General features: G+C 71.3%; 22 protein-coding genes and 2 pseudogenes. 8 read left to right on the top strand and 16 right to left on the bottom strand.

Going from position 1 to position 26063, the window contains the following annotated elements; all coding sequences use genetic code 11:
* The first annotated feature begins 112 nt into the window (after positions 1 to 112).
* Together ACIF80_RS24520 and ACIF80_RS24515 are read left to right on the top strand one after the other, a co-directional pair.
* On the top strand, positions 113 to 1252 hold the full coding sequence (locus ACIF80_RS24520) for a LacI family DNA-binding transcriptional regulator (protein ID WP_399808307.1): 1140 nt from the start codon (positions 113 to 115) through the stop codon (positions 1250 to 1252).
* A gap of 290 nt (positions 1253 to 1542) precedes the next feature.
* The gene (locus ACIF80_RS24515) at positions 1543 to 2979 is read left to right on the top strand and encodes an aldehyde dehydrogenase family protein (protein WP_399808304.1); all 1437 of its coding nucleotides are present in this window, start codon (positions 1543 to 1545) and stop codon (positions 2977 to 2979) included.
* Positions 2980 to 3039: 60 nt separating this feature from the next.
* Here the strand turns inward: ACIF80_RS24515 and trxA are convergent, their stop codons facing one another.
* Positions 3040 to 3447, bottom strand: a complete 408-nt coding sequence (gene trxA / locus ACIF80_RS24510; protein WP_399808302.1) for a thioredoxin — start codon at positions 3445 to 3447, stop codon at positions 3040 to 3042.
* Positions 3448 to 3568: 121 nt separating this feature from the next.
* Here trxA and ACIF80_RS24505 point away from each other — a divergent pair, with 121 nt between their 5' ends.
* Positions 3569 to 5020 (top strand): dihydrolipoyl dehydrogenase family protein, encoded by a 1452-nt coding sequence (locus ACIF80_RS24505; protein ID WP_399808299.1) that lies wholly within the window; start codon positions 3569 to 3571, stop codon positions 5018 to 5020.
* A gap of 51 nt (positions 5021 to 5071) precedes the next feature.
* Here ACIF80_RS24505 and ACIF80_RS24500 read toward each other — a convergent pair whose 3' ends face one another.
* Positions 5072 to 5716, bottom strand: coding sequence for a peptide deformylase (locus ACIF80_RS24500; RefSeq protein WP_399808297.1), 645 nt, complete (start codon positions 5714 to 5716; stop codon positions 5072 to 5074).
* Between the two features lie 145 nt (positions 5717 to 5861).
* Between ACIF80_RS24500 and ACIF80_RS24495 the strand changes: the two genes are divergently transcribed.
* Positions 5862 to 7337: a PepSY-associated TM helix domain-containing protein gene (locus ACIF80_RS24495; protein WP_399808294.1), complete on the top strand. Its 1476-nt coding sequence runs from the start codon at positions 5862 to 5864 to the stop codon at positions 7335 to 7337.
* A 119-nt stretch (positions 7338 to 7456) separates the two neighbouring features.
* On the opposite strand, the gene ACIF80_RS24490 is transcribed toward ACIF80_RS24495, so the two are convergent.
* From ACIF80_RS24490 to ACIF80_RS24480, 3 genes are read right to left on the bottom strand one after another with little or no spacing between them, the layout of a single operon-like run.
* A complete protein-coding gene (locus tag ACIF80_RS24490) occupies positions 7457 to 7822 on the bottom strand; it encodes a tetratricopeptide repeat protein (RefSeq protein WP_399808907.1) in 366 nt (121 codons plus the stop codon).
* 59 nt (positions 7823 to 7881) lie between these two features.
* Positions 7882 to 8340, bottom strand: a complete 459-nt coding sequence (locus tag ACIF80_RS24485) for a MarR family transcriptional regulator (protein ID WP_399808292.1) — start codon at positions 8338 to 8340, stop codon at positions 7882 to 7884.
* Positions 8337 to 8852, bottom strand: coding sequence for a MarR family winged helix-turn-helix transcriptional regulator (locus tag ACIF80_RS24480; protein ID WP_399808290.1), 516 nt, complete (start codon positions 8850 to 8852; stop codon positions 8337 to 8339). Before ACIF80_RS24480 ends, ACIF80_RS24485 begins: the two co-directional genes overlap by 4 nt.
* 151 nt (positions 8853 to 9003) lie before the next feature.
* Here ACIF80_RS24480 and ACIF80_RS24475 point away from each other — a divergent pair, with 151 nt between their 5' ends.
* Positions 9004 to 9969: a pirin family protein gene (locus ACIF80_RS24475; RefSeq protein ID WP_399808288.1), complete on the top strand. Its 966-nt coding sequence runs from the start codon at positions 9004 to 9006 to the stop codon at positions 9967 to 9969.
* Positions 9970 to 10344: 375 nt separating this feature from the next.
* Here ACIF80_RS24475 and ACIF80_RS24470 read toward each other — a convergent pair whose 3' ends face one another.
* Positions 10345 to 10929 carry a transposase gene (locus ACIF80_RS24470; protein WP_399808905.1) on the bottom strand — a complete coding sequence of 195 codons (585 nt, stop codon included), beginning with the start codon at positions 10927 to 10929 and terminating at the stop codon, positions 10345 to 10347.
* 5 nt (positions 10930 to 10934) lie between these two features.
* Entirely contained in the window at positions 10935 to 11468 is a 534-nt protein-coding gene (locus tag ACIF80_RS24465) for a transposase (RefSeq protein WP_399808285.1), read from the bottom strand.
* Here ACIF80_RS24465 and ACIF80_RS24460 point away from each other — a divergent pair.
* Positions 11458 to 11853, top strand: a complete 396-nt coding sequence (locus ACIF80_RS24460; RefSeq protein WP_399808283.1) for an AAA family ATPase — start codon at positions 11458 to 11460, stop codon at positions 11851 to 11853. The genes ACIF80_RS24465 and ACIF80_RS24460 overlap by 11 nt on opposite strands.
* A 199-nt stretch (positions 11854 to 12052) precedes the next feature.
* Here the strand turns inward: ACIF80_RS24460 and ACIF80_RS24455 are convergent, their stop codons facing one another.
* The 5 genes from ACIF80_RS24455 to ACIF80_RS24435 all read right to left on the bottom strand — a co-directional run bounded on the left by ACIF80_RS24455 (position 12053) and on the right by ACIF80_RS24435 (position 18673).
* Positions 12053 to 13228, bottom strand: a complete 1176-nt coding sequence (locus tag ACIF80_RS24455; protein WP_399808281.1) for a zinc-dependent alcohol dehydrogenase — start codon at positions 13226 to 13228, stop codon at positions 12053 to 12055.
* Positions 13225 to 14163, bottom strand: coding sequence for an SRPBCC family protein (locus tag ACIF80_RS24450; RefSeq protein WP_399808279.1), 939 nt, complete (start codon positions 14161 to 14163; stop codon positions 13225 to 13227). The genes ACIF80_RS24455 and ACIF80_RS24450 overlap by 4 nt, the downstream gene beginning before the upstream one ends.
* 437 nt (positions 14164 to 14600) lie before the next feature.
* Positions 14601 to 15776, bottom strand: a complete 1176-nt coding sequence (locus ACIF80_RS24445; RefSeq protein WP_399808276.1) for a glutathione-independent formaldehyde dehydrogenase — start codon at positions 15774 to 15776, stop codon at positions 14601 to 14603.
* A 309-nt stretch (positions 15777 to 16085) separates the two neighbouring features.
* On the bottom strand, positions 16086 to 17198 hold the full coding sequence (locus tag ACIF80_RS24440) for a hypothetical protein (protein ID WP_399808274.1): 1113 nt from the start codon (positions 17196 to 17198) through the stop codon (positions 16086 to 16088).
* Between the two features lie 614 nt (positions 17199 to 17812).
* Positions 17813 to 18673, bottom strand: coding sequence for an NAD(P)/FAD-dependent oxidoreductase (locus ACIF80_RS24435; RefSeq protein WP_399808272.1), 861 nt, complete (start codon positions 18671 to 18673; stop codon positions 17813 to 17815).
* A 140-nt stretch (positions 18674 to 18813) separates the two neighbouring features.
* Here ACIF80_RS24435 and ACIF80_RS24430 point away from each other — a divergent pair.
* Positions 18814 to 19532, top strand: a pseudogene (locus ACIF80_RS24430) (IS6 family transposase).
* A 42-nt stretch (positions 19533 to 19574) separates the two neighbouring features.
* Here ACIF80_RS24430 and ACIF80_RS24425 read toward each other — a convergent pair.
* Both ACIF80_RS24425 and ACIF80_RS24420 read right to left on the bottom strand, forming a co-directional pair.
* Complete coding sequence (locus ACIF80_RS24425; RefSeq protein ID WP_399808270.1) at positions 19575 to 19994, bottom strand: hypothetical protein; 420 nt, start codon at positions 19992 to 19994, stop codon at positions 19575 to 19577.
* A 197-nt stretch (positions 19995 to 20191) separates the two neighbouring features.
* Complete coding sequence (locus ACIF80_RS24420) at positions 20192 to 21229, bottom strand: acetate/propionate family kinase (protein ID WP_399808268.1); 1038 nt, start codon at positions 21227 to 21229, stop codon at positions 20192 to 20194.
* A 1075-nt stretch (positions 21230 to 22304) separates the two neighbouring features.
* Here ACIF80_RS24420 and ACIF80_RS24415 point away from each other — a divergent pair.
* Positions 22305 to 22841 (top strand): phosphate-starvation-inducible PsiE family protein, encoded by a 537-nt coding sequence (locus ACIF80_RS24415; protein WP_399808265.1) that lies wholly within the window; start codon positions 22305 to 22307, stop codon positions 22839 to 22841.
* Here the strand turns inward: ACIF80_RS24415 and ACIF80_RS24410 are convergent.
* Both ACIF80_RS24410 and ACIF80_RS24405 read right to left on the bottom strand, forming a co-directional pair.
* Positions 22815 to 24989 (bottom strand): FUSC family protein, encoded by a 2175-nt coding sequence (locus ACIF80_RS24410; RefSeq protein WP_399808263.1) that lies wholly within the window; start codon positions 24987 to 24989, stop codon positions 22815 to 22817. The two genes, ACIF80_RS24415 and ACIF80_RS24410, sit on opposite strands and share 27 nt — an antisense overlap.
* 502 nt (positions 24990 to 25491) lie before the next feature.
* Positions 25492 to 26063: pseudogene (locus ACIF80_RS24405) on the bottom strand (hypothetical protein); the annotation flags it as partial.

Raw genomic sequence — 26063 nt, 5'->3', positions numbered from 1 at the left:
GCGGCTCCCCCCCCCGGCCGGCGACCCGCGGGACCGTCCTGAACTGGGGCGGACGCGGGCCCCCGCGCTCTCAACTCCCCCGGACGACGGGCCTCTTCGCGCTTCTGCAAGGATGCCTCACGTCATGGTGCAGATACCGAACCCGCCCGCCCCCGCAGCCACCGCACCGACGCGCCCCGTGCCCAAAGGTGCCGTGCCCACGCGATCCGTGCCCCCGCCCCGCGCGCCCACGAGCCCCGCGTCCACGAACCCCCCGCCCGCGGGGGCGGTGCCCACGAGCGCCGACGTGGCCCGCCTGGCCGGCGTCTCGCGCGCGACCGTCTCCTACGTCCTGAACAACGCCGACGCCGTCCGGATCAGCGAGCCCACCCGCCGCCGTGTCCGCGAGGCAGCCAGGGAACTCGGGTACGTGCCGCACGCGGCGGCCCGCAGCTTACGCGCCGGGCACAGCCGCATGGTGCTGATGCCCGCCCCCGCCTTCCCGGTCGGCCCGGTCTACAGCCAGTTCATCAACGATCTACAGGTGGCTCTCGGCCGCCTCGACTACACCGTGGTGCAGTACGGCACCGTCGGCGTGCACGACGACGAGGCCGCCCGTGCCTGGGCCGAGCTGCGTCCCGTGGCCGTGCTGGTCCCCGGCTCGGGGCTCGGCCCCCGGGGCGTCGCCGTGCTCAAACGCTCCGGCGCGCGTGCCGTGGTCACCCTCGGCCCGGAAACCGTCGAGGGCGCGCACGCCCTGCTCATGGACCACGACGTCGTCGGCCACAGCGCCGGCGCGCACCTGTTCGACCAGGGGCGGCGCCGCATCGGTGTCGTCGTCCCGCGCGAGCCCGGGCTGGAGGCGTTCTCCGCGCCCCGCCTCGCGGGAGTGCGGGCGGCCCTGCGCGGCACCGGCGCCACCGTCACCGAACTGCCCCTCGCCCACGACGAGGGCGCCGCCGCGCGGCTCGCCGCCCGATGGCGCGACCTCGGCCTCGACGCCGTGTTCACGTACAACGACGAGTACGCGATGCTGCTGATGCGGGCGCTGCAGGACGCCGGTGTCCGCGTCCCCGAGGAGACGGCCGTGGTCGGCGCCGACAACCTCATGCTGGGCCGGCTGCTGCGGCCCCGGCTGACCACTGTCCACCTCGACCTGCCGTCCGGCACCGAGCTCGCCGCACTCGTCGACCGCGCGGTGCGCGACCCGGCCGCCGCCCCCGAGGCGCACAAGGTGCTGGGCGCGTCGGTGATCCGGCGCGAATCCGGCTGACGCCGGCCGGCGCGGGCCGCCGCAGGGCGGTGCGGGCCGGTACGGGGCGGTGCGGGCCGGTACGGGGCGGTGCGAGTGGACATGCGGCACGCGATCACTTCGCCGGATGATGAAGGAAGCCGGATCATCCCGCGGCGGGAGGGCGGGCGGGAGCCGGGGCGCCGGTACGGCACGCCCTGTGCCTCTGACGCGGCGTGACTAGGATGTTGCGCGCTCAACCATTTGGTGCATGCAAGGACAGCCGGGCTCGCGCTCGCGCGGAGCCCGGTGACCGATCGGAGAGCCGTCATATGCCGTTGCTCGACCCCACGACCTGGCAGTCCCGCCCCCTCTCGGGCCCCGACCACACCGTTACGGAACCCGCCACCGGCGAACAGCTGGCCACCGTCACCCTCGCCACCGGTGAGGACGTCGGAGCCGCCGCGGAAGCGGGCCGCGCCGCCCAGGCCGAGTGGGCCCGGACCCCGCACTTCGTCCGTGCCGCGGTACTCCGCAAGGCCGGCGACCTGTTCGGCGCGCACGCCGAAGAACTGCGGGAATGGCTGGTCCGCGAGGCCGGCAGCATCACCGGCAAGGCCGATTTCGAACTGCATGTCGCCGCCCAGGAGTGCTACGAGGCCGCGGCCCTGGCCTCCCGCCCGGCCGGCCAGGTGCTGCCCACCGAGGGGCCCCGGCTGTCGTACACGCGGCGGGTGCCGGTGGGCGTGGTGGGCGTCGTCGCCCCGTTCAACGCGCCGCTGATCCTGTCCATCCGCTCCGTCGCCCCGGCCCTCGCGCTCGGCAACGCCGTCGTCCTGAAGCCGGACCCGCGCACCGCGGTCTGCGGCGGGCTGGCACTCGCCGCGGTGTTCGCCGAGGCGGGACTGCCCGAAGGGCTGCTGCACGTCCTGCCGGGCGGCGCGGAGACCGGCCAGGCGCTCGTCGCCGACCCGCGGATCCCCGTCATCTCGTTCACCGGCTCCACCGGGGCGGGCCGGCACGTCGGCGAGGCCGCAGGCCGTCACCTCAAGCGGGCCCACCTGGAACTCGGCGGAAACTCCGCGCTGGTCGTGCTCGAGGACGCCGACATCGAGGCGGTGATCTCCACGGCCGCCTGGGGATCGTTCTTCCACCAGGGCCAGATCTGCATGACGACCGGACGCCACCTGGTGCATGCCTCGCTCTACGACGAGTACGTGGAACGGCTGGCCGCCAAGGCCGACTCGCTCGCCGTCGGCGACCCGCACCGCGAGCAGGTCCACCTCGGCCCGCTCATCGACCAGGGGCAGCTCGACAAGGTGCACGCCCTGGTCGGGGCCAGCACGGCCGGCGGAGCGAAACTCGCCGCGGGCGGGACCCACGACCGGCTGTTCTACCGGCCCACCGTCCTCGCGGACACCGACGACGACACCCCCGCCTACGCGGAGGAGGTCTTCGGCCCCGTCGCACCCGTACGGTCCTTCACGGGGGCCGACGAGGCCGCCGCCCTGGCCGCCGCGAGCCCCTACGGGCTCTCGCTGGGCATCGTCACCCGGGACGCGGCCCGCGGCCTGGACCTGGCGGAGCGCATCCCGACGGGGATCGTGCACATCAACGACCAGACCGTGAACGACGAGGCCGTCGCTCCCTTCGGCGGCGTCGCCGCCTCCGGCACCGGTTCCCGCTTCGGCGGCGACGCCAACCTGGACGCGTTCACCGACGTGCGCTGGACCACCGTGCGCGGGGACGTCGCGCAGTACCCGTTCTAGAAGCGGCCGGCCTGGAACCATCCGTTCCGGGCGTCGCGGCGACGCCCGGAGCCGGGGTGATCACTCACTCTGGTTCCGGGTGTCCGCCGCGCCGTCGCCCTGCGCCGCCTGCTGCTCGGCGATGGACTTGCGGACCTCGTCCATGTCCAGCTTCCGGGCCTGCCCGATGACGTCCGTGAGCGCGGCCTCGGGCAGCGCGCCCGGCTGCGCGAACACGGCCACCTGGTCGCGGACGATCATCAGCGTCGGAATCGACTGGATGTTGAAGGCCGCGGCCAGCTCCGGCTGCGCCTCCGTGTCCACCTTGCCGAACACCAGGTCCGGGTTCTCCGCCGCCGCCTTGTCGTACACCGGCGCGAACTGACGGCACGGCCCGCACCAGGACGCCCAGAAGTCGATCAGAACGAACTCGTTCTCCGTGACCAGCTGGTCGAAGTTCTCCTTGGTGAGCTCCACAGTGCTGCTCATTGCGTATGTCCCTCTTTCCGATAGCGGGGCGGGCCGTCGGTACAACCACGGCCGGCCGGTCACGTATTCCGCGCCCCCTACCCATGTGGCCGGTACGCACACCACCCACCAGACTGGCGTCATGACGCAGACGCGAACGGAATCGCCGGAATCGGAACCCCTCGACTACGACGTCGTCGTGCTCGGCGCCGGACCCGTCGGGGAGAACGTCGCCGACCGCACCCGCGCGGCAGGGCTCTCCACCGCGATCGTGGAGAGCGAACTCGTGGGCGGCGACTGCTCCTACTGGGCGTGCATGCCCAGCAAGGCCCTGCTGCGCCCCGTCCTCGCGCGGGCCGACGCCCGCCGCCTCCCCGGCCTGAGCGCGTCGGTGCAGGGACCGCTCGACGCGGACGCGGTCCTGGCCCGCCGCAACGAGTACACCTCCCACTGGAAGGACGACGGCCAGGTCCAGTGGCTCGAGTCCGTCGGCGTCGACCTGCACCGCGGCGTCGGCCGGCTCACCGGCCCGCGCACGGTGACCGTCACCGCCCCCGACGGAACGCGGCGCGTCCTCACCGCCCGGCACGCAGTCGCCGTCTGCACCGGCAGCCGCGCGCTGCTGCCCGGCCTGCCGGGACTCGACGAGGTCGCGCCGTGGACCAGCAGGGAGGCCACCAGCGCCCAGGCCGTGCCCGGCAGGCTGATCGTGGTCGGCGGAGGCGTCGTCGCCGCCGAAATGGCCACGGCGTGGCAGGGGCTCGGCTCCCGGGTCACGCTCCTCGTACGCGGCAAGGGCCTGCTGGCCCGCATGGAGCCCTTCGCCGGGGAACTGGTCGCCGAGGCGCTCACCGAGGCCGGCGCGGACATCCGCACCGGCACCTCCGCCACCTCGGTGACCAGGGAGAACGGTGTCGTCGTGGCCGTCACCGACACGGGGGAGCGGATCGAGGCGGACGAGATCCTCTTCGCCACCGGCCGGGCCCCGCGCACCGACGACATCGGCCTGGAGACCGTCGGTCTGGAACCCGGCTCCTGGCTCACCGTGAACGAGAGCCTCCAAGTGACCGGCCAGGACTGGCTCTACGCGGTCGGAGACGTCAACAAGCGCGCCCTGCTCACCCATCAGGGCAAGTACCAGGCCCGTATCGCCGGCGCCGCCATCGCCGCCAGGGCCGCGGGGGAACCGGTGGCCGACCGTGCCTGGGGCGCGCACGCCGCCACCGCCGACCACGACGCCGTCCCCCAGGTCGTGTTCACCGACCCGGAGGCGGCCTCGGTGGGTCTCTCCCTGGCCGAGGCGGAGGAGGCGGGGCACCGCGTCCGCGCCGTCGACGTCGACCTGGCCTCGGTCGCCGGCGCCGGGCTGTACGGCGAGGGCTACACGGGCCGCGCCCGCATGGTCGTCGACCTCGAGAGCGAGACCCTGCGCGGCGTCACCTTCGTCGGCCCCGGCGTGGGCGAACTCCTCCACTCGGCCACCGTCGCGGTTGCCGCCCAGGTGCCGGTGGCCCGTCTGTGGCACGCGGTCCCGTCGTACCCGACGATCAGCGAGGTGTGGCTCCGGCTGCTGGAGGCGTACCGGGACGCCTGAGGGCCCGGAGGGCGGGCGGGCGGGAGTTTCCTCCGCCCCGCCCCCACCCGGTCACGGCAGTTCGAAGCCCAGCGCCCGCGCGGCCTCCTCCGGCGTGGGCCGCGCCCAGCGCTCCGCCATCGCCTGATGGGACGACAACGAGCGCAGCTCGGCCCGGTCGAGGTAGAGCGTGCCGTCGAGGTGGTCCGTCTCGTGCTGCACGATCCGGGCGGGCCAGCCGCCGAACACCTCGTCCACCGCCCGCCCGTGCTCGTCCTGCCCGGTCAGCCGCACCTCGGCGTGCCGCGCCACCACCGCCTGGTAACCCGGCACGCTCAAGCACCCCTCGAAGAACGCCGCCCGTGCGGGCCCGACCGGCTCGTACGCCGGATTGACCAGCACCCGGAACGGCTGCCGCACCCGCCCGCGCGCCACCGCCACCTCCTCCGTGACGGGCGCCGGATCCTCGATCACCGCGATCCGCAGTCCCACCCCGACCTGCGGCGCTGCCAGCCCGACCCCCGGCGCGGCGTACATGGTGACCCGCAGCGCCTCGACGAACCGGGCCAGCAGGGCGGGCCCCAACTGGCCGTCGAAGGGGTCGGACGGCCGCCGCAGCACCGGGTCCCCGGCCGCGACGATGGGCAACGGTCCGTCACCGGAGAGGAGCTGCTCGACCCGCTCGGCCAGGGGTGCGCGATCGTTCGGAGTTCCCATCGAGTCAGGATGCCATGCGTCCGACGGACCGCCGCCGCCACGAGTGACGCAGCTCACACGGAAGCCCCGGGAACTCGGCGCCCCGCCGCTCCGACCACTGGAGCAGCATCACGGCCGCCAAGACGCCCTCGGGAGAAGCCCACCGATGACCACCGCCCCCTCGACCACCGCGGACGAGGCCACCCGACCCCCCACCCCCGCACGGCAGGGATCCGGCTGGAGCACCCTGCGCCCCCTGATCCTGCGCCTGCACTTCTACGCGGGCGTGGTGGTGGCCCCGTTCCTGCTCGTCGCCGCCCTCACCGGCCTGCTGTACGCCGCGTCCTTCCAGGCCGAGAAGATCGTCTACGACCATGAGCTGACCGTCCCCGTCGGCGACCGTGAACTGCCCGTCTCCGAACAGGTCGCCGCCGCCCGCAAGGCCCACCCCGAGGGCACGGTGTCCGCCATACGCCCCTCGCCCGAGGCGGGCGCGACGACCAGGGTGATGCTGTCCGGCGTGGCGGACGTGGACCCGAACCACACCCTCGCCGTGTTCGTCGACCCGTACACCGGGGAGGTGCGCGGCGCGCTGGAACAGTACGGTTCCAGCGGCGCGCTGCCGCTGCGTACCTGGATCGACGAGTTCCACCGCGACCTGCACCTCGGCGAAACGGGCCGCCTCTACAGCGAGTTCGCGGCCAGCTGGCTGTGGGTGATCGCCGGCGGCGGCCTGGTGCTCTGGTTCTCCCGCCGCCGCGCCCTGCGGAAAATCCGCGGCACCAGCGGCCGACGGCGCACCCTGGGACTGCACGGCGGCATCGGCGCCTGGGCCGCGGTCGGCTTCCTCTTCCTCTCCGCGACCGGGCTGACCTGGTCCACGTACACCGGCGCCAACATCGCCGATCTGCGCGCCTCGCTCGGCCAGGAGACGCCCGCGGTGTCGGCCGCGGCGGGCGGCGAACACGCGGAGCACGACACGGCCGGCGGCACCGGGGGTGACGCGGCGCACGGGGCCGGTCTCGACCGGGTCCTCGCGGCGGCACGGGACGAGCGGCTCGACGACCCGGTGGAGATCGTCCCGCCCGCCGACGCGGCCTCCTCGTATGTCGTGAAGCAGATCCAGCGCAGCTGGCCCGAGAAGCAGGACGCCGTCGCCGTCGACCCGGCCACCGGCCAGGTCACCGACGTCGTGCGGTGGGCCGACTACCCGGTGCTCGCCAAACTCAGCCGCTGGGGCATCGACCTGCACACCGGCAGCCTCTTCGGCCTGCCCAACCAGATCGCGCTGATGCTGCTCGCGGCCTCCCTGATCCTGCTGATCCTGTGGGGCTACCGCATGTGGTGGCAGCGCGGCCGGGGCTCGTCCTTCGGACGGCCGATCCCACGCGGCGCCTGGCAGCAGGTTCCGCCGCACATCCTCGTCCCGCTGCTGGCGGCGATCGCCGTACTCGGCTACTTCGTCCCGCTCCTCGGCATCCCGCTGGCCGCCTTCCTCGCCGTCGACATCGTCCTCGGGGAGATCGCCCACCGGCGGGGCCGGAAGAACGGAGGGGGCGGAGGAACCGGGGAAGCCGGGGGAGCAGAGGAAGCCGGGGGAGCCGAGGGCGGCGAACCGGCTGGGGCGGTGCGGACGCCGTAGCCGGAGCACACCCCCGGACGGAACCGCACGCGCGCCGGTGCCCGGCCTCCCCTGGGAGAACCGGGCACCGGCGCGCGTGACATCACCGCGCGGGGCCGGGCCGAGCCCGGGCCCGCCGCCTACGCGGGGTCGGGCTCGCGGTCGACGCCGCCGTCGAAGTCGCCCGCCAGCGCGGCGGCGATCCGCAGGTGGGGCTTCGCCTCCTCGCTCCGCCCCTGCCGCTCCAGGGTGCGGCCGAGCATCAGCCGGGCGTAGTGCTCCACCGGATCGCGTTCCACAATGACGCGCAACTCGGCTTCGGCGCGGCGCAGTTGGGCCGAGTGGTAGTAGGAACGCGCCAGCAGCAGCCGCGGTCCGGTCTGCTCCGGCACCTCCTCGACCAGCCCGCTCAGGACGCGCGCCGCACCGGCGTAGTCCCTGGCGTCGAAGAACAGCCCGGCACGCTCCCAGCGCTCAGCCGGGGTTCCGTGGTCGTAGTAGTACATGGTGTCCACTCGTGACCTCCTTCGACGCCGACAACGGACGGGGTTGCTTGAATATTCCACTACTGGTCCGGGGTGGCCGCCGCTGCGGCCGACTCCCGGTCGGCCCGCTCGGTGACGAGCGCCAGCACCCGTCCGGTGACCGCGAGTTCGTCGGACGGAATGCCGGCGTAGATCCTGGCGGCGATCACCTTGGTCTCGGCGGACGTCGCGTCGTGCAGCTTCCTCCCGGCGTCCGTGATCCGCACCGGGGAAGGCCCGTCCGGGGCCAGCAGTCCCGCGGCGATCAGCCCGTCGACCACGCCGTCCGCCTCCGGGCGGCCGGTCTTCAGGGCGCCGACGACGTCCTCGGCCAGACGGGCGCGGTCGACCGGCCCCTCGGCCACGGCGACGAGCCGGAGGGCCACCGACTGCTGGAAGGAGACGCCGTGGCGGACCAGCACGCTCTCCAGGACGGCGCGGGTCGCATAGTGGGCAAGGCCGATGGCGCGGCTGTCGAAAGGGGGTGCGGTGATGGTCATGAATGCTCCGTCTCGTGAGCGTCGGCGTGGTCGCCGGCGGCGTCCGCCGGCGCGGCGAGGGGCGTGCCGAGGAGGGCCGTCAGATCGCGGGTGAACGCGCGGGTGCGCGGACCGTCGAGGCCGTCGAGGGGCTCCAGCAACTGCTCCAGGAGCACGTGAACGACGTCGATCGCCCGGCGGGCGACCTCGGCGCCCCGTTCCGTGAGCGCCAGTTGCATGGCGCGCGGGTCGCGCGGGTCCCGGGTGCGTTTGAGGAGACCGGCGGCCTCCAGGGCGCGGGCGAGCTTCGACACGTAGAGCGCTTCGAGGCCCGTGTGGTCGGCGAGCCGACGCTGGCTGGGCCGCTCTCCGGCACGCCCCATCCCGTACAGCGACGCGACGAGTGAGTACTGCGCGTGGGTCAGCCCCAGCGGGGCCACCGCGCGGTCGACCGCGACGCACCACTTCATGGACAGTCGCCAGACCAGAAATCCCGGCGTCGCGCCCTCGGGCGCCGAATGGACCGAACTCATGAACCGATACAGTACATGGCTACTATAGCCATGGCTACTAATTCCGTCGTCCTCCGTACCACTGCAACACCTCCCGTCGCCTCCCCCCCCCGCCTTCCGTGTGGCGCGGCGCCTGATTGACGCATTGCCCCGCGGGGCTAAGTTGTGGGGCATGAGCAATCTTGAGCGCGAGGCCGTTCCGTCCCTGTGCGGTGGGCGCGGCTTCGTGGTGGCAGAGCCGGTGCGTGAACTCCTCAGTCCCCGGAAGGTCAAGCTCGGAGAGTCCAGCGAAGTCCGGCGGCTGCTGCCGAACCTGGGCCGGCGCATGGTCGGCGCCTGGTGCTTCGTCGACCATTACGGTCCCGACGACATCGCCGACGAGCCCGGCATGCAGGTGGCACCGCACCCGCACATGGGTCTGCAGACGGTGAGCTGGCTGCACCAGGGCGAGGTCCTGCACCGTGACTCCACGGGCAGCCTCCAGACGATCCGCCCGCGCGAACTGGGCCTGATGACGTCGGGCCGGGCGATCAGCCACTCCGAGGAGAGCCCCCGCTCGCACGCCCGCTTCCTGCACGGCGCCCAGCTCTGGGTCGCCCTCCCGGACGGCCACCGCCACACCGAGCCCCACTTCGAGCACCACGCCGGCCTCCCGGTCGTCACGGCGCGGGGCGTCGACGCCACGCTCATCCTCGGCAGCCTCGACGGCGCCACCTCGCCCGGCACGGCGTACACCCCGATCATCGGCGCCGACCTCTCCCTGTCCGACGGCGCGGACGTCCGCCTGCCCCTGGAACGCGACTTCGAGTACGCGGTCCTCGCGATGTCCGGCGAGGTCCACGTGGACGGCGTACCGGTACTCCCGGGCTCGATGCTCTACCTCGGCTGCGGCCGCGACGAACTCCCGCTGCGCGCCGAGTCCGACGCGTCCGTGATGCTCCTGGGCGGTGAGCCGTTCGAGGAGGAGCTGATCATGTTCTGGAACTGGATCGGCCGGACCCAGGAGGAGATCGAAGAGGCCCGCCGGGACTGGATGGAGGGCACGCGGTTCGGCGAGGTGAAGGGCTACGACGGCGCTCCACTGCCCGCCCCCGAGCTGCCGCCGGTGCCGCTGAAGCCGCGAGGAAGGGTGCGCTGACCTGCGGGGATGCGTCTTTCAGTGTCTTTCAGCTTCGTACTTTACGCAGCCGATTCTCCCCACGCGCTCCCCAGGGCCGTCGATACTCCCCAAATTCTCTCCAGAGGTGCGTCTGGCGTAGCTGCGGTGACGCGGGTGAGTTAGTTCGCCTGCGGCTCTCGGGTCAGCACACTGAGTGACTGCCGCGTCTGCTGTTTAGTGGACGCAGCAGGTCCGGGATAGCGGTTGTCTCACCGCAGCGCAGGCCGCATCCCGTCGATGGCTGACCAACGCGGCTAAGAGGCTCAGTCCGGCGCGGGTCGGCCCCACATGGCACAGGTTGTAGAGACCGTCCAGAGGCGTCCAGCTAATCCAGGGCAGGCGCGTAATGCCAGGTCAGGGCCTCACGGTCCGGGGGAGTCCGCACAGTTGGTGAGACTTGTGTGAGAGCGCGTGCGACGACGAAGCCCCGCCGGAATGCTGGCGGGGCTTCTGTGCGCAGCGGGCTACGACGGGGTGCAGCGTCCAGCGAGGGCACCGCTGTACTCCGGCTCTCCGCTTTCCAGCACGCGGAGCAAGGAGGCGGTGACGACACGCGTCAAACGGCCGAGGCGTAGCACGCGGCACAGAAACTCCCCGCGGCGCACTAGTGTCCTGGGGCAGGCCGAGGAAGGGCATGAACTCGCTCCAGGCCCGCTGCCAGGTGCCGGCGATCGAGGGGTAGCGCTTGCCCCAGGTGGCGTCGAAGTCGGCGAGCCGCTGTCGGGCTTCTTCCTCGTTGACGGCGGTGTAGACGGGCTTGAGGTCGCGGGCGATCTCGGCCCAGTCGCGGCGCGAGGCATAGCGCAGGCTGGCGCGGATGAGGTGGACCACGCAGGTCTGCACCACGGTCTGGGGCCAGACGGTGTTCACCGCGTCGGGCAGGGCGGACAGGCCGTCGCAGACCAGCATGAGGACATCGCGGACGCCTCTGTTCTTGATCTCGGTCAGGACGGTGGTCCAGTACTTGGCGTCATCCCGTAGGTCTGGGCGAGGTGGGAGACGATCTCGCCGGAGGTCAGGCCCTTCGCGGTCAGCGAGAGCACCAGGTCGTCCAGCGCGCCGGTGCGGCGGGCGTAGGCGGGCAGCAGCCGGGGCCGGAAGGTGCCCAGCCGGTCCCGGGGGACCTGCCCCGTCACCGCACTGACCTCCGTCATGACCTTCTTGGCCCGGTAGCCGTTGCGCATGTTGCCGCCCGAACGGGACCCACGCCCGCCGGCCCGGCCGGCCAGGTGCTCGTCCATCTGCGCTTCCAGGGCGGCCTGCATCAGGTGCTGGGCCAGCTCGGGCGGCAGCCCGCCCTCGCCCATCAGCGGCAGCCCCTCCCCACGGACCTTCTCGGCCGCGAGCGCGGCCAGCTCCTCCAGCAGCTCGCTGGACAGACCGTTCGGCGACACTGGCATCGACTTCACGTCGGCACGCGCCGAGCTGCCCGAGGCGGTGCAGGCGCGGTTGACCCGGCCGCCCACCGTGTACGACATCAGCAGTGTGGCCGCGGAACTGGCGGAACGCGCAGGGCTGGAGGATGTCGGCGACGAGCCGCTGCTGGAGGCCGACGTCACCAAGCCCCTGGAGTTGCCGCCGGTCACCGAGGATCTGGCCCAGCAGTTGCTGATGCCGGCGGCATGGCTGAGGGAGACCGCCCAGCAGCCCCAGGAGCAGCGCCAGCTCATCTTCTACGGCCCCCCGGGTACGGGGAAGACGTATCTGGCGCGCGCCCTGGCCGAGCATCTGGCCGGTCCGGGACCGGGTGGAACTCGTACAGTTCCACCCCTCCTGCACGTACGAGGACTTCTTCGAGGGCTTCCGCCCCGTCAGGGCGGACAACGGCATGGTGGCGTTCGAGGTGCTGCCGGGGGCCGTTGAAGCTGCTCGCGGAACGCGCCCGGAAAGACCCGGCAAATCCGCACATCCTCATCATCGATGAGATCAACAGGGCCAACCTGGCCATATTCTTCGGCGAGCTGTACTTCCTGCTGGAGTACCGCGAAGTGAAGTTCCCCCAAGGCCGGCTCGGCTCGTCGGCGTCAGCGACACATGGTGCCGCAGTTCATCGGCGCGGCCCTCACGGCGTGAGGACGACCTTCTCGCAGCGGTCCTTCTTGTTCTTGAACAGGTCGTAGCCGGTCACTGCCTCAGTCAGGGGCAGCCGGTGGGTGATGACCCTGGTGGGGTCGATCTTGCCCTGTTCGATCATGCCCAGCAGCGGTTTCATGTACTTCTGCACGTGGCACTGCCCGGTGCGCAGGGTCAGGGACCTGTTCATCCAGGCGCCCGCCGGGAACTTGTCGATCAGCCCGCCGTAGACGCCGATGACCGACACCACGCCGCCGCTCCGGCAGGACAGGATGGCCTGGCGCAGGACGTGTGGCCGGTCGGTCTCGGAGCGGACCGCCTGCTTGGCGCGGTCGTAGAGATGGACGTGGGAGGCACCGTGTGTGGCCTCCAGTCCGACCGCGTCGATGCACTTGTCGGGGCCCCGGCCGCCGGTGAGTTCGAGCAGGGCGGACCGTACGTCGGTGTCCTCGAAGTCGATGGTCGTGTAGCCCTGGGCGGCGGCCATGTCGAGCCTGTAGGTCTCCTTGTCGATCGCGATGACCTTCTCCGCGCCCAGGACCTGGGCGCTGTCCATGGCGAACTGGCCGACCGGACCGGCGCCCCAGACGGCGACGACGTCACCTTCCTGGATGTCGCACATGTCGGCGCCCATGTACCCGGTCGGCAGGATGTCGGACAGGAACAGCACCTGCTCGTCGGTGAGGTCCGACTCGATTTTGAGGGCGTTGGCGTCTGCTAGCACCACGCGGGCGTACTCTGCCTGGCCGCCGGCGAAGCCGCCGGTGAGGTGTGAGTAGCCGTAGATGCCGACGGTGGGGTGACCGAAGAGCTTCTCCGAGATGCCGGCGTTGGGGTTGGTGTTCTCGCAGCACGAGTACAGCTCCGCGCGGCAGGACGCGCAGGCGCCGCAGGCAATGGGGAAGGGCACGACGACCCGGTCGCCGACGCGCAGTTTGTCGTCGCTGATGCCGGGGCCGACCTCGACGACCTCTCCCATGAACTCGTGGCCCAGAATGTCGCCTTTTTCCATGGTGGGGACGTAGCCGTCGACCAGGTGGAGGTCGGAGCCGCAGATCGCCGTCGAGGTGATTTTCACGATGGCGTCGCGGCGGTTCAGGATCGACGGTTCGGGGACGTCCTGCACCTCGACCGAGTTGCGTCCCGTCCAGCAGTTCGCCTTCATGCCAGGGCCTCCTTCAGTTCGTCCTCGGTCAGCGGTCGGGCCGGGTGCTGCGGGAACTCGCCGCGGGCCCGCTTGCCGCCGGGTGCGCCTTCGGAGCGGACGACCTCACCGGTCTCCGCTATCTGCTTGAAGCGGCGCAGGTCGTCGTCCAGCTGCTGGTGCGGTTCCTCGCCGAAGTAGCGCGCCGCGGCCTTGCCCAGTGCCCCGCCGGGCAGGTCGTAGCGCAGGGTCACCCGGATCTCGGTGCCCCGGTCGCCGGGGGCGGGCACGAAGCGGACCTCGCCGGAGTTGTCGATGTCGGCACCGTCTACCGACTGCCAGGCGATCAGCTGGCCGGGGACGTCCTGAGTGGTCTCGGCGTCCCATTCGACCGCCTTGCCGAACGGCGCGCTGGCCCGCCAGTGACTGGTGCGCGGGCCGGTGACGCGCACCTCGTCCAGGTGCGCCATGAAGTCCGACAGTCGCTCCAGGTCACTCCAGAGGCCATAGACCTCGTCCGGGGGCTGGGTGACAGTGGTGGCCGCGGTCAGTTCCATGGGGGCGCTCCTACGGGTGCGGGTAACGGCCGCGTAGACGTCCGTGGCGGTGATGGCGGTGACCGCGGCGGTCGCGGCGACGGTGCGGCCGAGGCCGCGGCCGTTGTGGTTCTTCAGGGCCCGGGTCAGCGTCGCCAGGTCCATGAGGTCGCCGCCGACGCGGCCCCAGAGCCAGGCGGGATGCGGCCGCCCCAGCAGCCCGGTCGCCGCCGCCAGCTCGCGCACACCGACAGCGGTCGTGACCAGGCGGTGTCGGGAGGTGTCGTCCACGCCCAGGGCCCGGGCGAAGCCCGCCGGGGCGACGACCTGGGGCACGCCCAGGAGTGCGCTGGCCCAGCCGAGGCCGCGTACGAGCGGATCGTGCCGTAGGCGGGAGGTGGAGCGGGTGTCTGTCTTCATGGGTGCTCCCCACGTGCGGTGAGGTGAAGGGAAGGCGTCGGGTCACTCGAGTGAGAAGGTGAAGCCCGCATGTCGGACAACGCCGGAGTTTCCGCGTGGCCCGCATTCAATCCTCGATCCCCCGTCACCCGAACGGGCGCAGCCGTCCGGTGTCGCGGCGTCGTGACGCGCGCCATGGGCTTGACGGGCGTCATCACCGGTGGATCCTTGGCTTCGACTTAAGGAGCGGATGCAGACCCAGCCTCTCGAGTACGCGCCCGTCAAGCTGGGCGGGGGAGGGGCCGCCGTCCGGCCTACCGGGCCGGACGCGAGTGATCGCCACTGGTTGAGGTCCGGCCGGGGTCGGAGGCGGTCGCCGCCCCGGCCCCGGCCGGAGCTGGGGTGATGGCCCCTCGTCGGCCGGACCGGTCCGGGGGATACGGGCGGGACGGCGGCCCTTACCGCTTGTGGCCGTTCCCGTGTCCGTTGGGATGCAGGACCACCTTGGTCCAGCCCTCGTCACGGGCGTCGAAGTGCTCGTAGGCGGTGGGGGCCTCGTCCAGGCTGAGCTCGTGGGAGACGACGAAGCTCGGCTTCGCCTTCCCGCCGGCGATCAGATCCCGCAGCGCCCGGTTGTACTTCTTCACCGGCGCCTGCCCGGTCCCCATGTGCTGGCCCTTGAACCACATCATGCCGAAGTCGATCGGGACCTTGCCCTGTGCCTCCAGTTCGCCCTGGGCCTCCTCGCCGCCGGGGTCCTGGGGCAGGAACACGCCCACCACGCCGATGTCGCCCGTGAACCTGACCGAGTCGATCAGGCCGTTGAGCGTGAGGCTGGCGTCCTCGTGTCCCTCGGGGTCGTGTGCCTGGTAGCCGACGCATTCACAGCCGTTGTCGGCGCCCAGACCGAGGGTGGCCTCCTTGACGACCTCCGCCGGGTTCTGCTCGGCGGTGTTGATCGGGATGGCCCCGATCTCCTCCGCCTTGCGCAGCCGGTCGGGTTGGTGGTCGGCCGTCCAGACGCGGCCGGCGCCCTTGAGGAGGGCGGAGTAGGTCGCCATCAGCCCGACGGGACCGGCCCCGAAGACGATGGTCTGGTCGCCCGGTTTGACGTGGGCCATCTCGGTGGCGTGATAGCCGGTGGGGAAGATGTCGGCGAGCATCACGTAGTCGGTCTGCCGCTCGGCGGCGTCCTCGCCCAGACGCAGCGCGTTGAAGTCGCCGTAGGGCACGCGCAGCAGCCCCGCCTGGCCGCCCTGGTAGGGGCCCATGTCGGCGAATCCGTAAGCGGCTCCGGCGAGGGCCGGTTCCGGCTGCATGGTCAGGCAGTAGTTGGTCAGACCCCGCTCGCACTGCTTGCAGAAGCCGCAGGCGATGTTGAAGGGCAGGACCACGTACTCGCCGACCTGGACCTTGCGGACGGCCGAGCCGACCTCCACGACCTGGCCCATGTTCTCGTGTCCCAGCGTGCGGCCGGACTCGAACGAGGTGCGGCCCTCGTACATGTGCAGGTCCGAACCGCAGATGTTGGTGGTGGTGATCTTGACAATGATGTCGCAGGGATGTTCGATCTTCGCGTCCGGTACGTCCTTCACCGTGACCGTTCGCGGTCCTTCGTATACCACTGCTTTCATGATGACTTCTCTCGGTGTCGCGGTATGACCGCGGCACGGCGATGATGAGACGGCGCAAAGAGCCTGACTCTCGGAAGTTGCTACGACGGGGTCCGTGGCTCCGGCACGCCTCTACGGGCCGTTCGCCCGGATCAGATGGAACGGTGGTGCCGCCACCGGCCCGCCAGGCGGAGCTTCGGCGTCCGGCGGCGTGCCGTGCGAGTCCCCATCGGCCTCCGACGCGAAACAACCATTCCTCGATCGATCAGCGGATTTCTTCGCATCCAGCCGGCCACCGACCAAAGACGCATCTCCGACTCAGATCACCAGCTAGTCACCGTGGTCGTCCTGGAGCATGCGGCGACGTTCCTGTTCGCGCTTGGAGTAGGCGGCTGTCCGGATCGCCTCGTCGCTCTCCAAGCTCGATCCCAGCGCGCCGCCCACCGTGGCGACCGAAGCGACGAACCAGGACAACGTCAAGTATTCCGTGGCGTGCAGCGGGGTCCGTGTCAGGGAGGCGAACACTCGGTCGTTGAGGATGAACAGCGCCCACACCAAGTTGATGACCAACAAACCCACGTAGCAGACGAGCACCCCGATACCCACGGTCACGACCGTCGAGACGTTGTAGAGAGCTGACCGCTTCCTCGCCTCCGGCGAGGCCTCTGCCGTTCGATGCCACAGGTGCGCGTCCACGATCAGCCAGCCGATCATGAGCGCGACGGACCCGACCATGGCGATCACGAGGCGTGGCGTGCTCAGGGACGCGGCCAGGCTCCAGAGGGTGGAGTTCACGGTGGCGATCGCCCCCGTGGCGAGTGCGGCCGCCAGGGCTTTCGACAAGCCCGGCACCAACCGCCACGGCCGGTTGGCGCGGACCATACCGACGAGCACCCTGAGGTAACCGCGCGGCCCGCTGACGACGTAGCGCAGGTCGGCGGTCTCCTGTTCACCGACCGGGCCCGGATGGACAGGCGCGAGACGACTGACGAAGCGCCCGAGCGGCTGCGGAGGTTCCTCGGCCCCAGTGGCCCGCGGACCCGCCAAGCCGAGCACGGCTTCTTCCACCGCCCGCCGGGCCCTCCTCTGCAGCCGCAGGCCCCCCAGCGACGGAAGGGACAGCAGCGCCAAGCCGTGTTCGTGACTCAGTTCCACCACGAGCTTGAGCCCGTGTGAGTGCAGCGGAAGGTCGGTGAGGGCCACGACGATGTCCCAGTTCTCCGCACTTTTGCGGCCCATGATCCGGCGCATCAGGGTGGGCAGGTCCTCCGCCCCCGAGGTGAAGGGCTCACTGACCACCTCCACGTCGAACCGTCGCCCCCGGCCCGACTTTTCGGCGAGCCGAGCAGGCAGTGTCCGCGCCATGCGCTGCGCGATCTCCGTCGGCGCGTCCGGATCCGCCAGGAGAGCCACGACCGTAACGCCCTGCGACGACACCGGCATGGCTGGACCCTTCTCCTCGGCTGTCCCCGCGATCGCAAGTGCCCACAGGATGCCCCCGGGGTGGCGTCGGCGCCACGTGACACGCTGGCCCCCGCCGGCGCAGGTGCAGGCGGGGGCCAGACCTCCTCGTCCTCCCAGAACAGGGCCTGCTCTCACCACCAAGGGCACGATCGCGTGCGCCACCGCGAACATCCGCTCCGGCACCACTCCGGCTCGCGCCGCACGCTGCGCCACCGGCCACCCGCTTCGGTGTCCAACCCGGAAGGACGGATCGATCCGCGCCCACTGACTGGTCGTCGGCCACGAGCTGTGGGACCGCCCGCGCGACGAGATCGGCTGGCAGCAGGACCGCCTGTTCAACCTCGTCACCGTGATCACCTCGTTCATAGGCATCGGTTGCCTGTACGCGACGCTGTTCGTGCTCGGTCATGTCACCGTGGCGTTCCTGCTCACACTGGAGTCGCTGGGCCCCGCTCGTCGAGCACCAGCCCGATGCCGGGTACTACCTCTCCCCCGCTCGGTTCATCCCGCCCATGGGAACTGTCGGCGGTGCGCTGGGCGCCCGTTGGGAGGCGACCGTGTGGTGGGTCGGACCACTTACGTCAGGGGCAGGGTCAGCGCCAGGACACGGACTGGCCCGCCACTGGCCGGCGCCCCTCGGGGCCCGCGGTGCGGACCAGGTTGCCCGTCTGCTTCCGGTGCTCGTGCACGAGGCGGATCGCCATGGCACCTTCACCGGTTACTGAGGCCACCCGTTTGACCGAGCCGCTCCTGACGTCGCCGGCGGCGAAGACCCCGGGAAGGGCGGTCTCCAGCAGCAACGGACCACGGCCGAGTGCGGCCCACCGGGCCGCGTCGGCCGCAGCCTGGGCGTCGGTGCCGGTGAGGACGAAGCCCTTCTCGTTCAGCGGCAGCACACCCCTGGGCCATTCCGTGCGCGGCCGGGCCCCGATGAACACGAACAGCGCCGTGGCCCGCAACTCCCGGAGCTCACTGCTTGCGTTGTCCTTCACCATGAGCGACTCCAGCTTCTCCTCCCCGGAGACGCCCCGGACTTCGGTGTGGAGCAGCACCTCGATCCTCAGGTGCCGTTCCACCTGGTCGACCAGGTAGCGCGACATGTCCGCGTTGAGGTCACCGCCCCGGACGAGGAGGTGGACCCTGGTCGCGTAGTTCGCGAGGAACAGCGCCGCCTGCCCGGCGGAGTTTCCGCCGCCGACCACGGCGACCCGATCCGCTTGGCAGAGACTGGCCTCGTGGACGGTCGCCGCGTAGTAGACGCTGATGCCCTCCAGGCGGTCGATGCCGGGCACCTCAAGCCTGCGACACCACACGCCTGAGGCGAGAATCACGGCGCCCGTCCGGGTCCGGGACCCGTCTGTGAAGGTGACGACGTACTCGTCGTCCTGCGGGGTGAGCCCGCTGACCTGGGCCGGCACCATGAGGCGGGCACCGAGCTTGCGGGCCTGGAACACCGCGCGTTCGATGAGCTCGCCCCCGGAGACGCCCGACGGGAGGCCAAGGTAGTTCTCGATGCGAGGGGCAGTGTCAGGTTGAGCCGGTGGCCTTGGGGCTGGGGTGATCGTCAGGTTTGTTGATCACCAGAGGGGCGGCCGTGGAGACCGGAGCGACGGTGTCGTACCAGGGTTTCCGGTTCCCGGCGGAGATCATCTCCCATGCGGTGTGGCGGTACCACCGCTTCCCCCTGTCGTACCGCGAAGTCGAGGAGCTGCTGCTCGCGCGCCGGAGCGTCGTCTCCCACGAGACGGTCCGGCAGTGGTGCGACCGGCTCGGCCCCCGGTACGCCGCGGCCCTGCGCCGCCGCCGTCCCAGGCCGGCGACAAGTGGCATCTCGGCGAGGCGTTCGTGAAGATCGGCGGGGTGCGGCACCACCTGTGGCGGGCCGTGGGCCAGGACGGTACCGTGCTCGACATCCTGTTCCAGTCCCGGCGCGACGCGGCGGCCGCGAAGCGGTTCCTGGCCAAGCTCATGAAGAAGCAATGCCGGGTGCCCCGGGTGCTGGTCACCGACAAGCTGAAGAGCTACGGCATCGCGCACCGCGAGCTGATGTCGTCGGTCGAGCATCGCTCCCGCAAGGGCCTGAACAACCGGGCCGAGAACAGCCACCAGCCGACGAGGCAGCGTGAACGCGCCATGAAGGGCTTCCGCTCGGCCGGCGGAACCCAAAGGTTCCTGTCCGCGTTCAGCCAGATCTCACCGCACTTCCGGCCCCGCCACCTGATGGCCGCACCCGACTACCGCGCCGAGATGCAGCATCGCTTCACCACCTGGAACCAGATCACCGGGACCACCGCCATGCCCGCCACGGCCTGACCCAGAGCCCACCACCTCACCCCACCTCGACCTGAGACCCCATCAGCCATCCTGCTTATGGACAACTTGACAACACCCTTCCAGCACCAGGCGCTGGAGCTCGGCCCGTTCGAGGGCTTCGACCTCCCACTGAACTGGCTGGTCGGCGTCGAAGCCGTACCGGCGGGCGAAGGCCGGCCAGCGCGGGTCGTCGCGCTTCCCTTCGGCTGCAGGTAGGCCGCAGGCCTGCATCTGGTCGTAGGTGAGGAGAGCCCGCTCGACCTTCGCCCAGCAGTTGGTGCGCGCGACCCAGTCGCGTTGGATGTCGTCGCCGGAGCAGTCGAAGTCTCCGATGTAGAGCAGGACCGCGGGGCGCGGATCGCGGGCGGTGCGCACCCGAACGATGTCGACGTAGGACTGCGAGCTGAAGCCCCGTATGACCAGCACCGGGATGCCGAGGGCGGCAAGCCAGTCGGTGAACATGCGGCGCAGGGCGTCCTAATGGGCGTCGAAGGGGCGGTACGGAGCTCTGATGCGGGCCAGTGGCCTCGATCCCCGTGACCAGACGGGGGCGGCGGACAGGACCAGACGTCGCCCCTCCCCGTGCTGTCCTGGTACAGGAGGCCGGTTCTTTGCGCGGGCCAGGCAAGTGTGGATGTGCCGGCAGTTGCCTTGGCCAGTCACATGCCGAGCACCCGTCGGGTCTCGGCGGCGATCTGCTGTGTCTCGCCGGTTGCGACCACGAGGACCGGGACACCTCTCCCCGCCTGATCGATGCGTCGGAGGCCTTCCCGCATCAAATCTTCCAGTTCGGGGACGAGCAGCCCGCCTCGTACACCGAGAACAGTCAGAGCCGAGCAGATCTCCTCGCGTACCTCGGGTTGGTCTTCGCCGATCTCCCCGGTGAAGACCAGCGCGTCCAGCCGGTCCAGCGAGGCGGCCATCGAGGCGATGCCCCTGCGGCAGCTGAGTGTGAACGTCGCCAGCGCCAACGCGGCCGCGGCATCACCCTCCGCGCGGGCGCGCACCAGGTCCCGGGTGTCTCCCGAGGTACCGGAGAGGCCGAGCAGACCGGAATGCCGGTGGAGCGTGTCATCCAATTCGTCCGTGCTCAGACCGTGCCGCCGCTGCAGCCACAGCAGCGCGCCGGGGTCGAGGCTGCCGCTGCGCCGGCTCATCACCAGGCCTTCCAGCGGAGTGAGGCCCATGGTGGTGTCCACGCTGCGTCCGTTCCGGACGGCGCAGGCCGAGCAGCCGCCGCCCATGTGCACGAGCACGACCTGGAGGTTGTCGACGGGTCGGCGCAGGCCCTGCGCCGACCTCTGCAGTGCCCACGAGTAGGAAAGCCCGTGGAAGCCGTACCGGCGCAGCCCGTATTCGGCTCGCCATCGCTCCGGCACGGCGTACGTGCGCGCCTGTGCCGGCAGATCCTTGTGAAAGACAGTGTCGAAGCAGGCGACATGAGGAACGTCGGGCAGGAGTTCTCGTGCGGCATCGACCACAGGCAGGGCAGGGGTCACGTGCAGCGGCGCGAGATCGGCGACGTCCGCCAGCAGAGCCCGTACGCGTGCGTCGATCAGCGTATGTCCAGTCAGGTGCGGACCGCTGTGGACGATGCGGTGACCAACCGCCGCAGGAGCGGGCACCTCGCTGAGGAAGTTCCGCAGTTCCGCCGCCGCAGCAGGCCCCGGGGGCTCCGAGGCGTCTCGATCCGCCACCCGTTCACCGTCCGCCGCGAACAGAGCGATGTGAAGGCTCGAAGAGCCAGCATCGAGGACCAGTACGTGACCATCACGGCTCTCGTGGGAGTGGTCAGCACTCATCACACACCTCCAGTGCACTCGCGTCCTCCGGCACGGTGCGCCCGCCACGCAGCAACGGCCCAGTACAGGTTCCCCGCCATCGCTTCGCGCCACTCCGGCAGCGCAGAGTCTCCGCTATTGCTCGCGGAACGGTAAGAACTCGGCAGGTTGCGGACGTCCAGGGACTCAGCGGTGACGACCTGCCAGGTCGTGCCGTTGATGAACCCGACGGCCGCGGTGGCGAAGACGTCCGCCAGGGCGCGGGACAGGCTCGGGGATCCGGATCCGGATGCCGGGGCGGCTCGCGTGCAGGGTCCCGGGGAACAGCGCCCAGGACCAGGCGGACGTGCGCAGCCCTGGCACCGCGTAGCGCTCGTGCCTGGATTCCTCCCCGGGCGCCGGACGGCCGACGACGGGCGAACCAGAGGCTCTTCGTCCTGCGTGGCCTGTGCCTGACGGCGCCGGCCACCGCCTGCCGCACCCGGCGCCGCAGACGCCGGGAGCCGAGGGCGGGCGTGAGACAGTGCGACCCTGTGCTCAGGGTCGGCCTCGGTGCGGACCGGGTTGTGCTCCGCCCGGCTCGGCAGGTCGGTGAGGAAGACGCCGATGTCCCAGTCGCCGTCCTCCGGGCGGGTGCCGACGTTTCGGCCACGTCGGACACGTCGACCTGCTCGTTCGCCGCCAGGGGCGCCGTCGGTGTCCGCCTGCCAGCGGATGCCCCTGGCGGTGCGGCGGCGCGGTTCCTCCCGCGGGCCGGGGGCGAGGTCCCGGACCGTCTCGGAGGGCAGATCCCGGGTCGGCACCAGGACGGGCCGCAGGTTCCTGCCGTTCGTGTCCGCGTCGGGCTGTCTCATAACCCTTGTCCTGCCGCCGGGTAGGCCTCGGTGATGTCGCGCCTCGCCGCTTCCCCCAGGCTGCCACCACAGGGAGGGATCCGCTCGTCCACCCGTTCGCCCAGCACGCCGCGCCTGCAGACCGGGGCACCCCTAGCATGCTGACTGTGCGACCCAATATCCCGAAGATCGAGGGCGGCCGGTTGCAGGGCCTCCTGCAGCTCATCGAGGACGGCATCCACCTCGTCGTCGCGGCGCTCCTCGTACTGCTCGCGGGGCTCCTGACCGTCGGGGTCGTCCATGACGTCATCAGCTCGATCCCGGGGCCGTACCGCGAGGAGACGGTCGTTCTCACCGCCCTGGACAACAGCCTGGTGCTGTTCATCGTGGCCGAGCTGCTTCACACTGTCCGCCTCACCATCAGGAACCGGATCCTCGACGCGGAGCCGTTCCTCGTCGTCGGCCTGATTGCCGGCATCCGCAAGGTGCTCATCGTGACGGCCGAGGCGGAGAAGTCCTTCCGGTGGAACGTCGAGGGGATCGAACTGCTCGTCCTGGCGGGGCTGATCCTCGTGATGGCGACAGCGGTCTACGTGTGGCGGCGCTCGACACGGCCGGGAGACTACTTCCCGCTCCAGGAGGCGCGGCGCTCCCCGTCGCCGGAGCCGTCACCCACCCCGGTACGCGGGTCCTGATCCATCACCTTCCGCAGCCACGGCCGCCCGCACCCGCTGCTCCTCGCGAGCGGAGCCGACGTCCCGTTCCAGGGGTGTGCGGCTCACAGCTGTCGCGAGGTCCTCCAAGGCGCGCTTCTGCAGTTCCGCCCCGCGCCGTAGCACCGGGCTCCGGTCCCCGGCGTCACCCTCCCACGCGTGGAGCGCCTCCTCCACGCGCCCCCAGTCCGGATTCCTGTGCTCGCGCACGTCGACTGCCGCCTGCGCGGTGTCTGCCTCCAAGGCCTCGGCGAACCGCTCCGCCTCGGGGGCGAAACGGCTGTCGGCCCGCGGGACGTGGCTCTCCATGAGCATCGCCGCCCGGTCGAGTCCCTTGAGCGCCTCCTGCGCCTCCTCCGCCTCGCGCGATGTCAGACCCCTGGGGCGGACCGGTTCCTGCCTTGCCTGGTCGTAGGCCTCCTGCCAGGCGGCACGTGCCTTCCTACTAGCCAGCAGGGCCCTGCGCATGTCGGCGCGATGCTCCCGGGTCGGTTCGGCGTAGCTGCGGAGCACTGCGGCCGCGTAACGGCCGTTGGCGGCCAGCCAGTCCGCCAACCGGCCCGGCAGCCGGGGGGTCTCCCATGCGGGGAACACCGCGTACGCCAGCATTGCCAGGGCCCCGCCGAGCAGGGTGAGCACCACCCGCTCCGGGACCGTCTGCTCCCATGCCTGGCCGCCCATGCCGAGCAGGAAGACGACGTACGCGGCAGTGAAGCACTGGGAGTAGGCGTAGCCGGTACGGATCAGCGTGTACGACAGGGCCGCCGAGACCACCGCCAGCGCGCCGAACACATGGGCCTCCGGGCCCAGGGCCCGCACCATCCCGGTGGCGAGCGCGACCCCCGCCAGGGTCCCGGCGAGACGGGCCACCGCACGCGCGTACGTCCGGTGGAAGTCCGGCCGCATCACCATCACCGAGGCGATGGGCGCCCAGTAGCCGTGGTCCAGGGGTAGCCGGGAAGCGATCAGATAGCCGAGCGTGGCCACCGCCGCCAGGCGGACGGCGTGCCGGAACACGGGCGAGTCCCGGCGGAGCTCATGGCGGACCGCCCGGACGACGACCGGGAGCAGCCGGAACATTGTCGGGCGCACCAGGAACTGGACGCTCGCGGGGCCGGGCGGCGTAGGCGCTTTGTCGCGCGCGCCGCCGCTCCCGGCGATCTCCAACGCCTCGGCGAGCAGTTCCACAAGCCGTTCGGCGGCCTGCCGGGCAGGCCCCTCCAGCGCCTCGTCCTCCTCGTCGACGCGCAGGACGTCCGCACTCCTGGGCGACACCTCGGCGGGAGTGCCGCGGCGGATCGAACGGGCGGCCGCGTCCAGGACGTCGGCGGCCGCGTCGAGCAACTCCCGTGCGCGGTCCCGCCCGGGCCCCTCCGCCGGGGCGCCGACGTCCGGGTCGGCGAGCGCGGCGACGACCGGCAGAATGCGCTCGGCAAGGCCACGGGGGCCGTGGAGGACGGGGGGACGGGTGCGGGCCTGTGATGGCGTCACGGCGGCCGCGTCCCGGGCCCTCATCAACGGCTCCGGGTCGAACGGGGCGGTCGGGTCGTGCCGCAGCCGGCGGGCGTAGTCCGCCACGGCGGCCAGGGCGTCGGCGAGCGCATCACGATGCGCCCCCCAACGGCGGATCGGGAACAGTAAGATCAGCACGGCCTGCGCCATGCCTCCGAGCGCGATGACCCCGGCGTGTTCCAGGGCTCGCCCGACGCTCGTGGGCAGGGTGATGGTCACCAGCATGCTGCCGACCGTCGTCGCTGCGACGATCCCAACGGTCGATCCGAGGGCCCACGCCATCCCCGCGGCAAAGGCCCATACGGCCAGCAGTGGGAGGAACGTCACGAGTCGCCCCGCCGCCAGGTAGCCCACGAAGGTGCTGAGCGCCAGACCCGCGCCCGCGCCGAGCGCGATCACCTTGCGCGGACGCCAGGTGCGCTGGAAGGTGGCCCCACCCGCGGAGTAGGCACCGAGGGCGGCGGACGCCGCGTACGCAGGGGAGACCAGCCACAGCGTCGGCCCGATGACGATCGCCACCCCAGCAGCCGTGCGCAGCGCGAGCAGGGGCTCCAGCCGCGTCTCCTCGATCGTGAGCCCGGATCGTACGACCTCCCCGAAGGTCCGCAGCCACCTCACGGGTGCGAGCCTAACGGGAACGCCCTGCCGGGGCGCGTCGGCCGCGCCGCCGCCTCCTGGCGGCACCGCGCTCGGCGGACGCGCGCCCCCAAGGCCGCGACCTACGCTCCCGAACCGGCACCCTCGCGTACATTCGCGATCGATGACCACACCCCCGACACCGGATGTTCAGCCCTGGCGGCCGCGGCTCGGCGTCGTCCTCGTGGCCGATCCGGGATGGCCGACGGAGGCCACGAAGCGGCTGAAGAAGGGTGACGGACCTGCCCGGGACAACACCCGCCCCGTCATCGCCATGATCAACCCGCCGGAGCACATCGCGCTGCTGTCGCCATGCTGGAGCCTCGTGCGCGTCGCCCGCCGGCTGAGGGGGGGGCGGCCCTACTTCGGCGGGCGTGGGCTGGTCCGAAGGGCCGCCACGTGCAGCCGGGACTTCCGGCACGCCGCCCATGGTAAGCGGCGATGCCGGTACGCGCGGCCGGGAGCCATTTGTGCCGGTATCGGTTCACTTCGAGGGCTGGTCACCGTGGTCGTCCTGGAGCAAGTGACGACGTTCCTGTTCGCGCTTGGAGTAGGCGGCTGCCCGGATCGCCTCGTCGCTCTCCAAGCCAGAGCCCAGCGCGCCGCCCACCGTGGCGACCGAAGCGACGAACCAGGACAACGTCAAGTACTCCGTGGCGTGCAGCGGGGTTTGTGTCAGGGAGGCGAACACTCGGTCGTTGAGGATGAACAGCGCCCACACCAAGTTGATGACCAACAAACCCACGTAGCAGACGAGCACCCCGATACCCACGGTCACGACCGTCGAGACGTTGTAGAGAGCCCTCCTCTGCCTCGCCTCCGGCGAAACCTCTGCCGTTCGATGCCACAGCTCCCCGTCCACGATCAGCCAGCCGATCATGAGCGCGACGGACCCGACCATGGCGATCACGAGGCGTGGCGTGCTCAGGGACGCGGCCAGGCTCCAGAGGGTGGAGTCCAGGGTGGCGATCGCCCCCGTGGCGAGTGCGGCCGCCAGGGCTTTCGACAAGCCCGGCACCAACCGCCACGGCCGGTTGGCGCGGACCATACCGACGA

This window comes from Streptomyces sp. NPDC085927, assembly GCF_044540975.1.
Classification (GTDB): Bacteria; Actinomycetota; Actinomycetes; order Streptomycetales; family Streptomycetaceae; genus Streptomyces; species Streptomyces hirsutus.
Note: the sequence above shows the minus strand (reverse complement) of the source record. Positions and strands in the feature narration are given on the sequence as shown.

Coding starts and splice junctions, on each gene's coding strand:
- ACIF80_RS24520 (WP_399808307.1), top strand. CDS start 113: ATGCCTCACGTCATGGTGCAGATACCGAACCCGCCCGCCCCCGCAGCC.
- ACIF80_RS24515 (WP_399808304.1), top strand. CDS start 1,543: ATGCCGTTGCTCGACCCCACGACCTGGCAGTCCCGCCCCCTCTCGGGC.
- trxA (WP_399808302.1), bottom strand. CDS start 3,447: ATGAGCAGCACTGTGGAGCTCACCAAGGAGAACTTCGACCAGCTGGTC.
- ACIF80_RS24505 (WP_399808299.1), top strand. CDS start 3,569: ATGACGCAGACGCGAACGGAATCGCCGGAATCGGAACCCCTCGACTAC.
- ACIF80_RS24500 (WP_399808297.1), bottom strand. CDS start 5,716: ATGGGAACTCCGAACGATCGCGCACCCCTGGCCGAGCGGGTCGAGCAG.
- ACIF80_RS24495 (WP_399808294.1), top strand. CDS start 5,862: ATGACCACCGCCCCCTCGACCACCGCGGACGAGGCCACCCGACCCCCC.
- ACIF80_RS24490 (WP_399808907.1), bottom strand. CDS start 7,822: ATGTACTACTACGACCACGGAACCCCGGCTGAGCGCTGGGAGCGTGCC.
- ACIF80_RS24485 (WP_399808292.1), bottom strand. CDS start 8,340: ATGACCATCACCGCACCCCCTTTCGACAGCCGCGCCATCGGCCTTGCC.
- ACIF80_RS24480 (WP_399808290.1), bottom strand. CDS start 8,852: ATGAGTTCGGTCCATTCGGCGCCCGAGGGCGCGACGCCGGGATTTCTG.
- ACIF80_RS24475 (WP_399808288.1), top strand. CDS start 9,004: ATGAGCAATCTTGAGCGCGAGGCCGTTCCGTCCCTGTGCGGTGGGCGC.
- ACIF80_RS24465 (WP_399808285.1), bottom strand. CDS start 11,468: ATGTCGTACACGGTGGGCGGCCGGGTCAACCGCGCCTGCACCGCCTCG.
- ACIF80_RS24455 (WP_399808281.1), bottom strand. CDS start 13,228: ATGAAGGCGAACTGCTGGACGGGACGCAACTCGGTCGAGGTGCAGGAC.
- ACIF80_RS24450 (WP_399808279.1), bottom strand. CDS start 14,163: ATGAAGACAGACACCCGCTCCACCTCCCGCCTACGGCACGATCCGCTC.
- ACIF80_RS24445 (WP_399808276.1), bottom strand. CDS start 15,776: ATGAAAGCAGTGGTATACGAAGGACCGCGAACGGTCACGGTGAAGGAC.
- ACIF80_RS24440 (WP_399808274.1), bottom strand. CDS start 17,198: ATGCCGGTGTCGTCGCAGGGCGTTACGGTCGTGGCTCTCCTGGCGGAT.
- ACIF80_RS24425 (WP_399808270.1), bottom strand. CDS start 19,994: ATGTTCACCGACTGGCTTGCCGCCCTCGGCATCCCGGTGCTGGTCATA.
- ACIF80_RS24415 (WP_399808265.1), top strand. CDS start 22,305: ATGCTGACTGTGCGACCCAATATCCCGAAGATCGAGGGCGGCCGGTTG.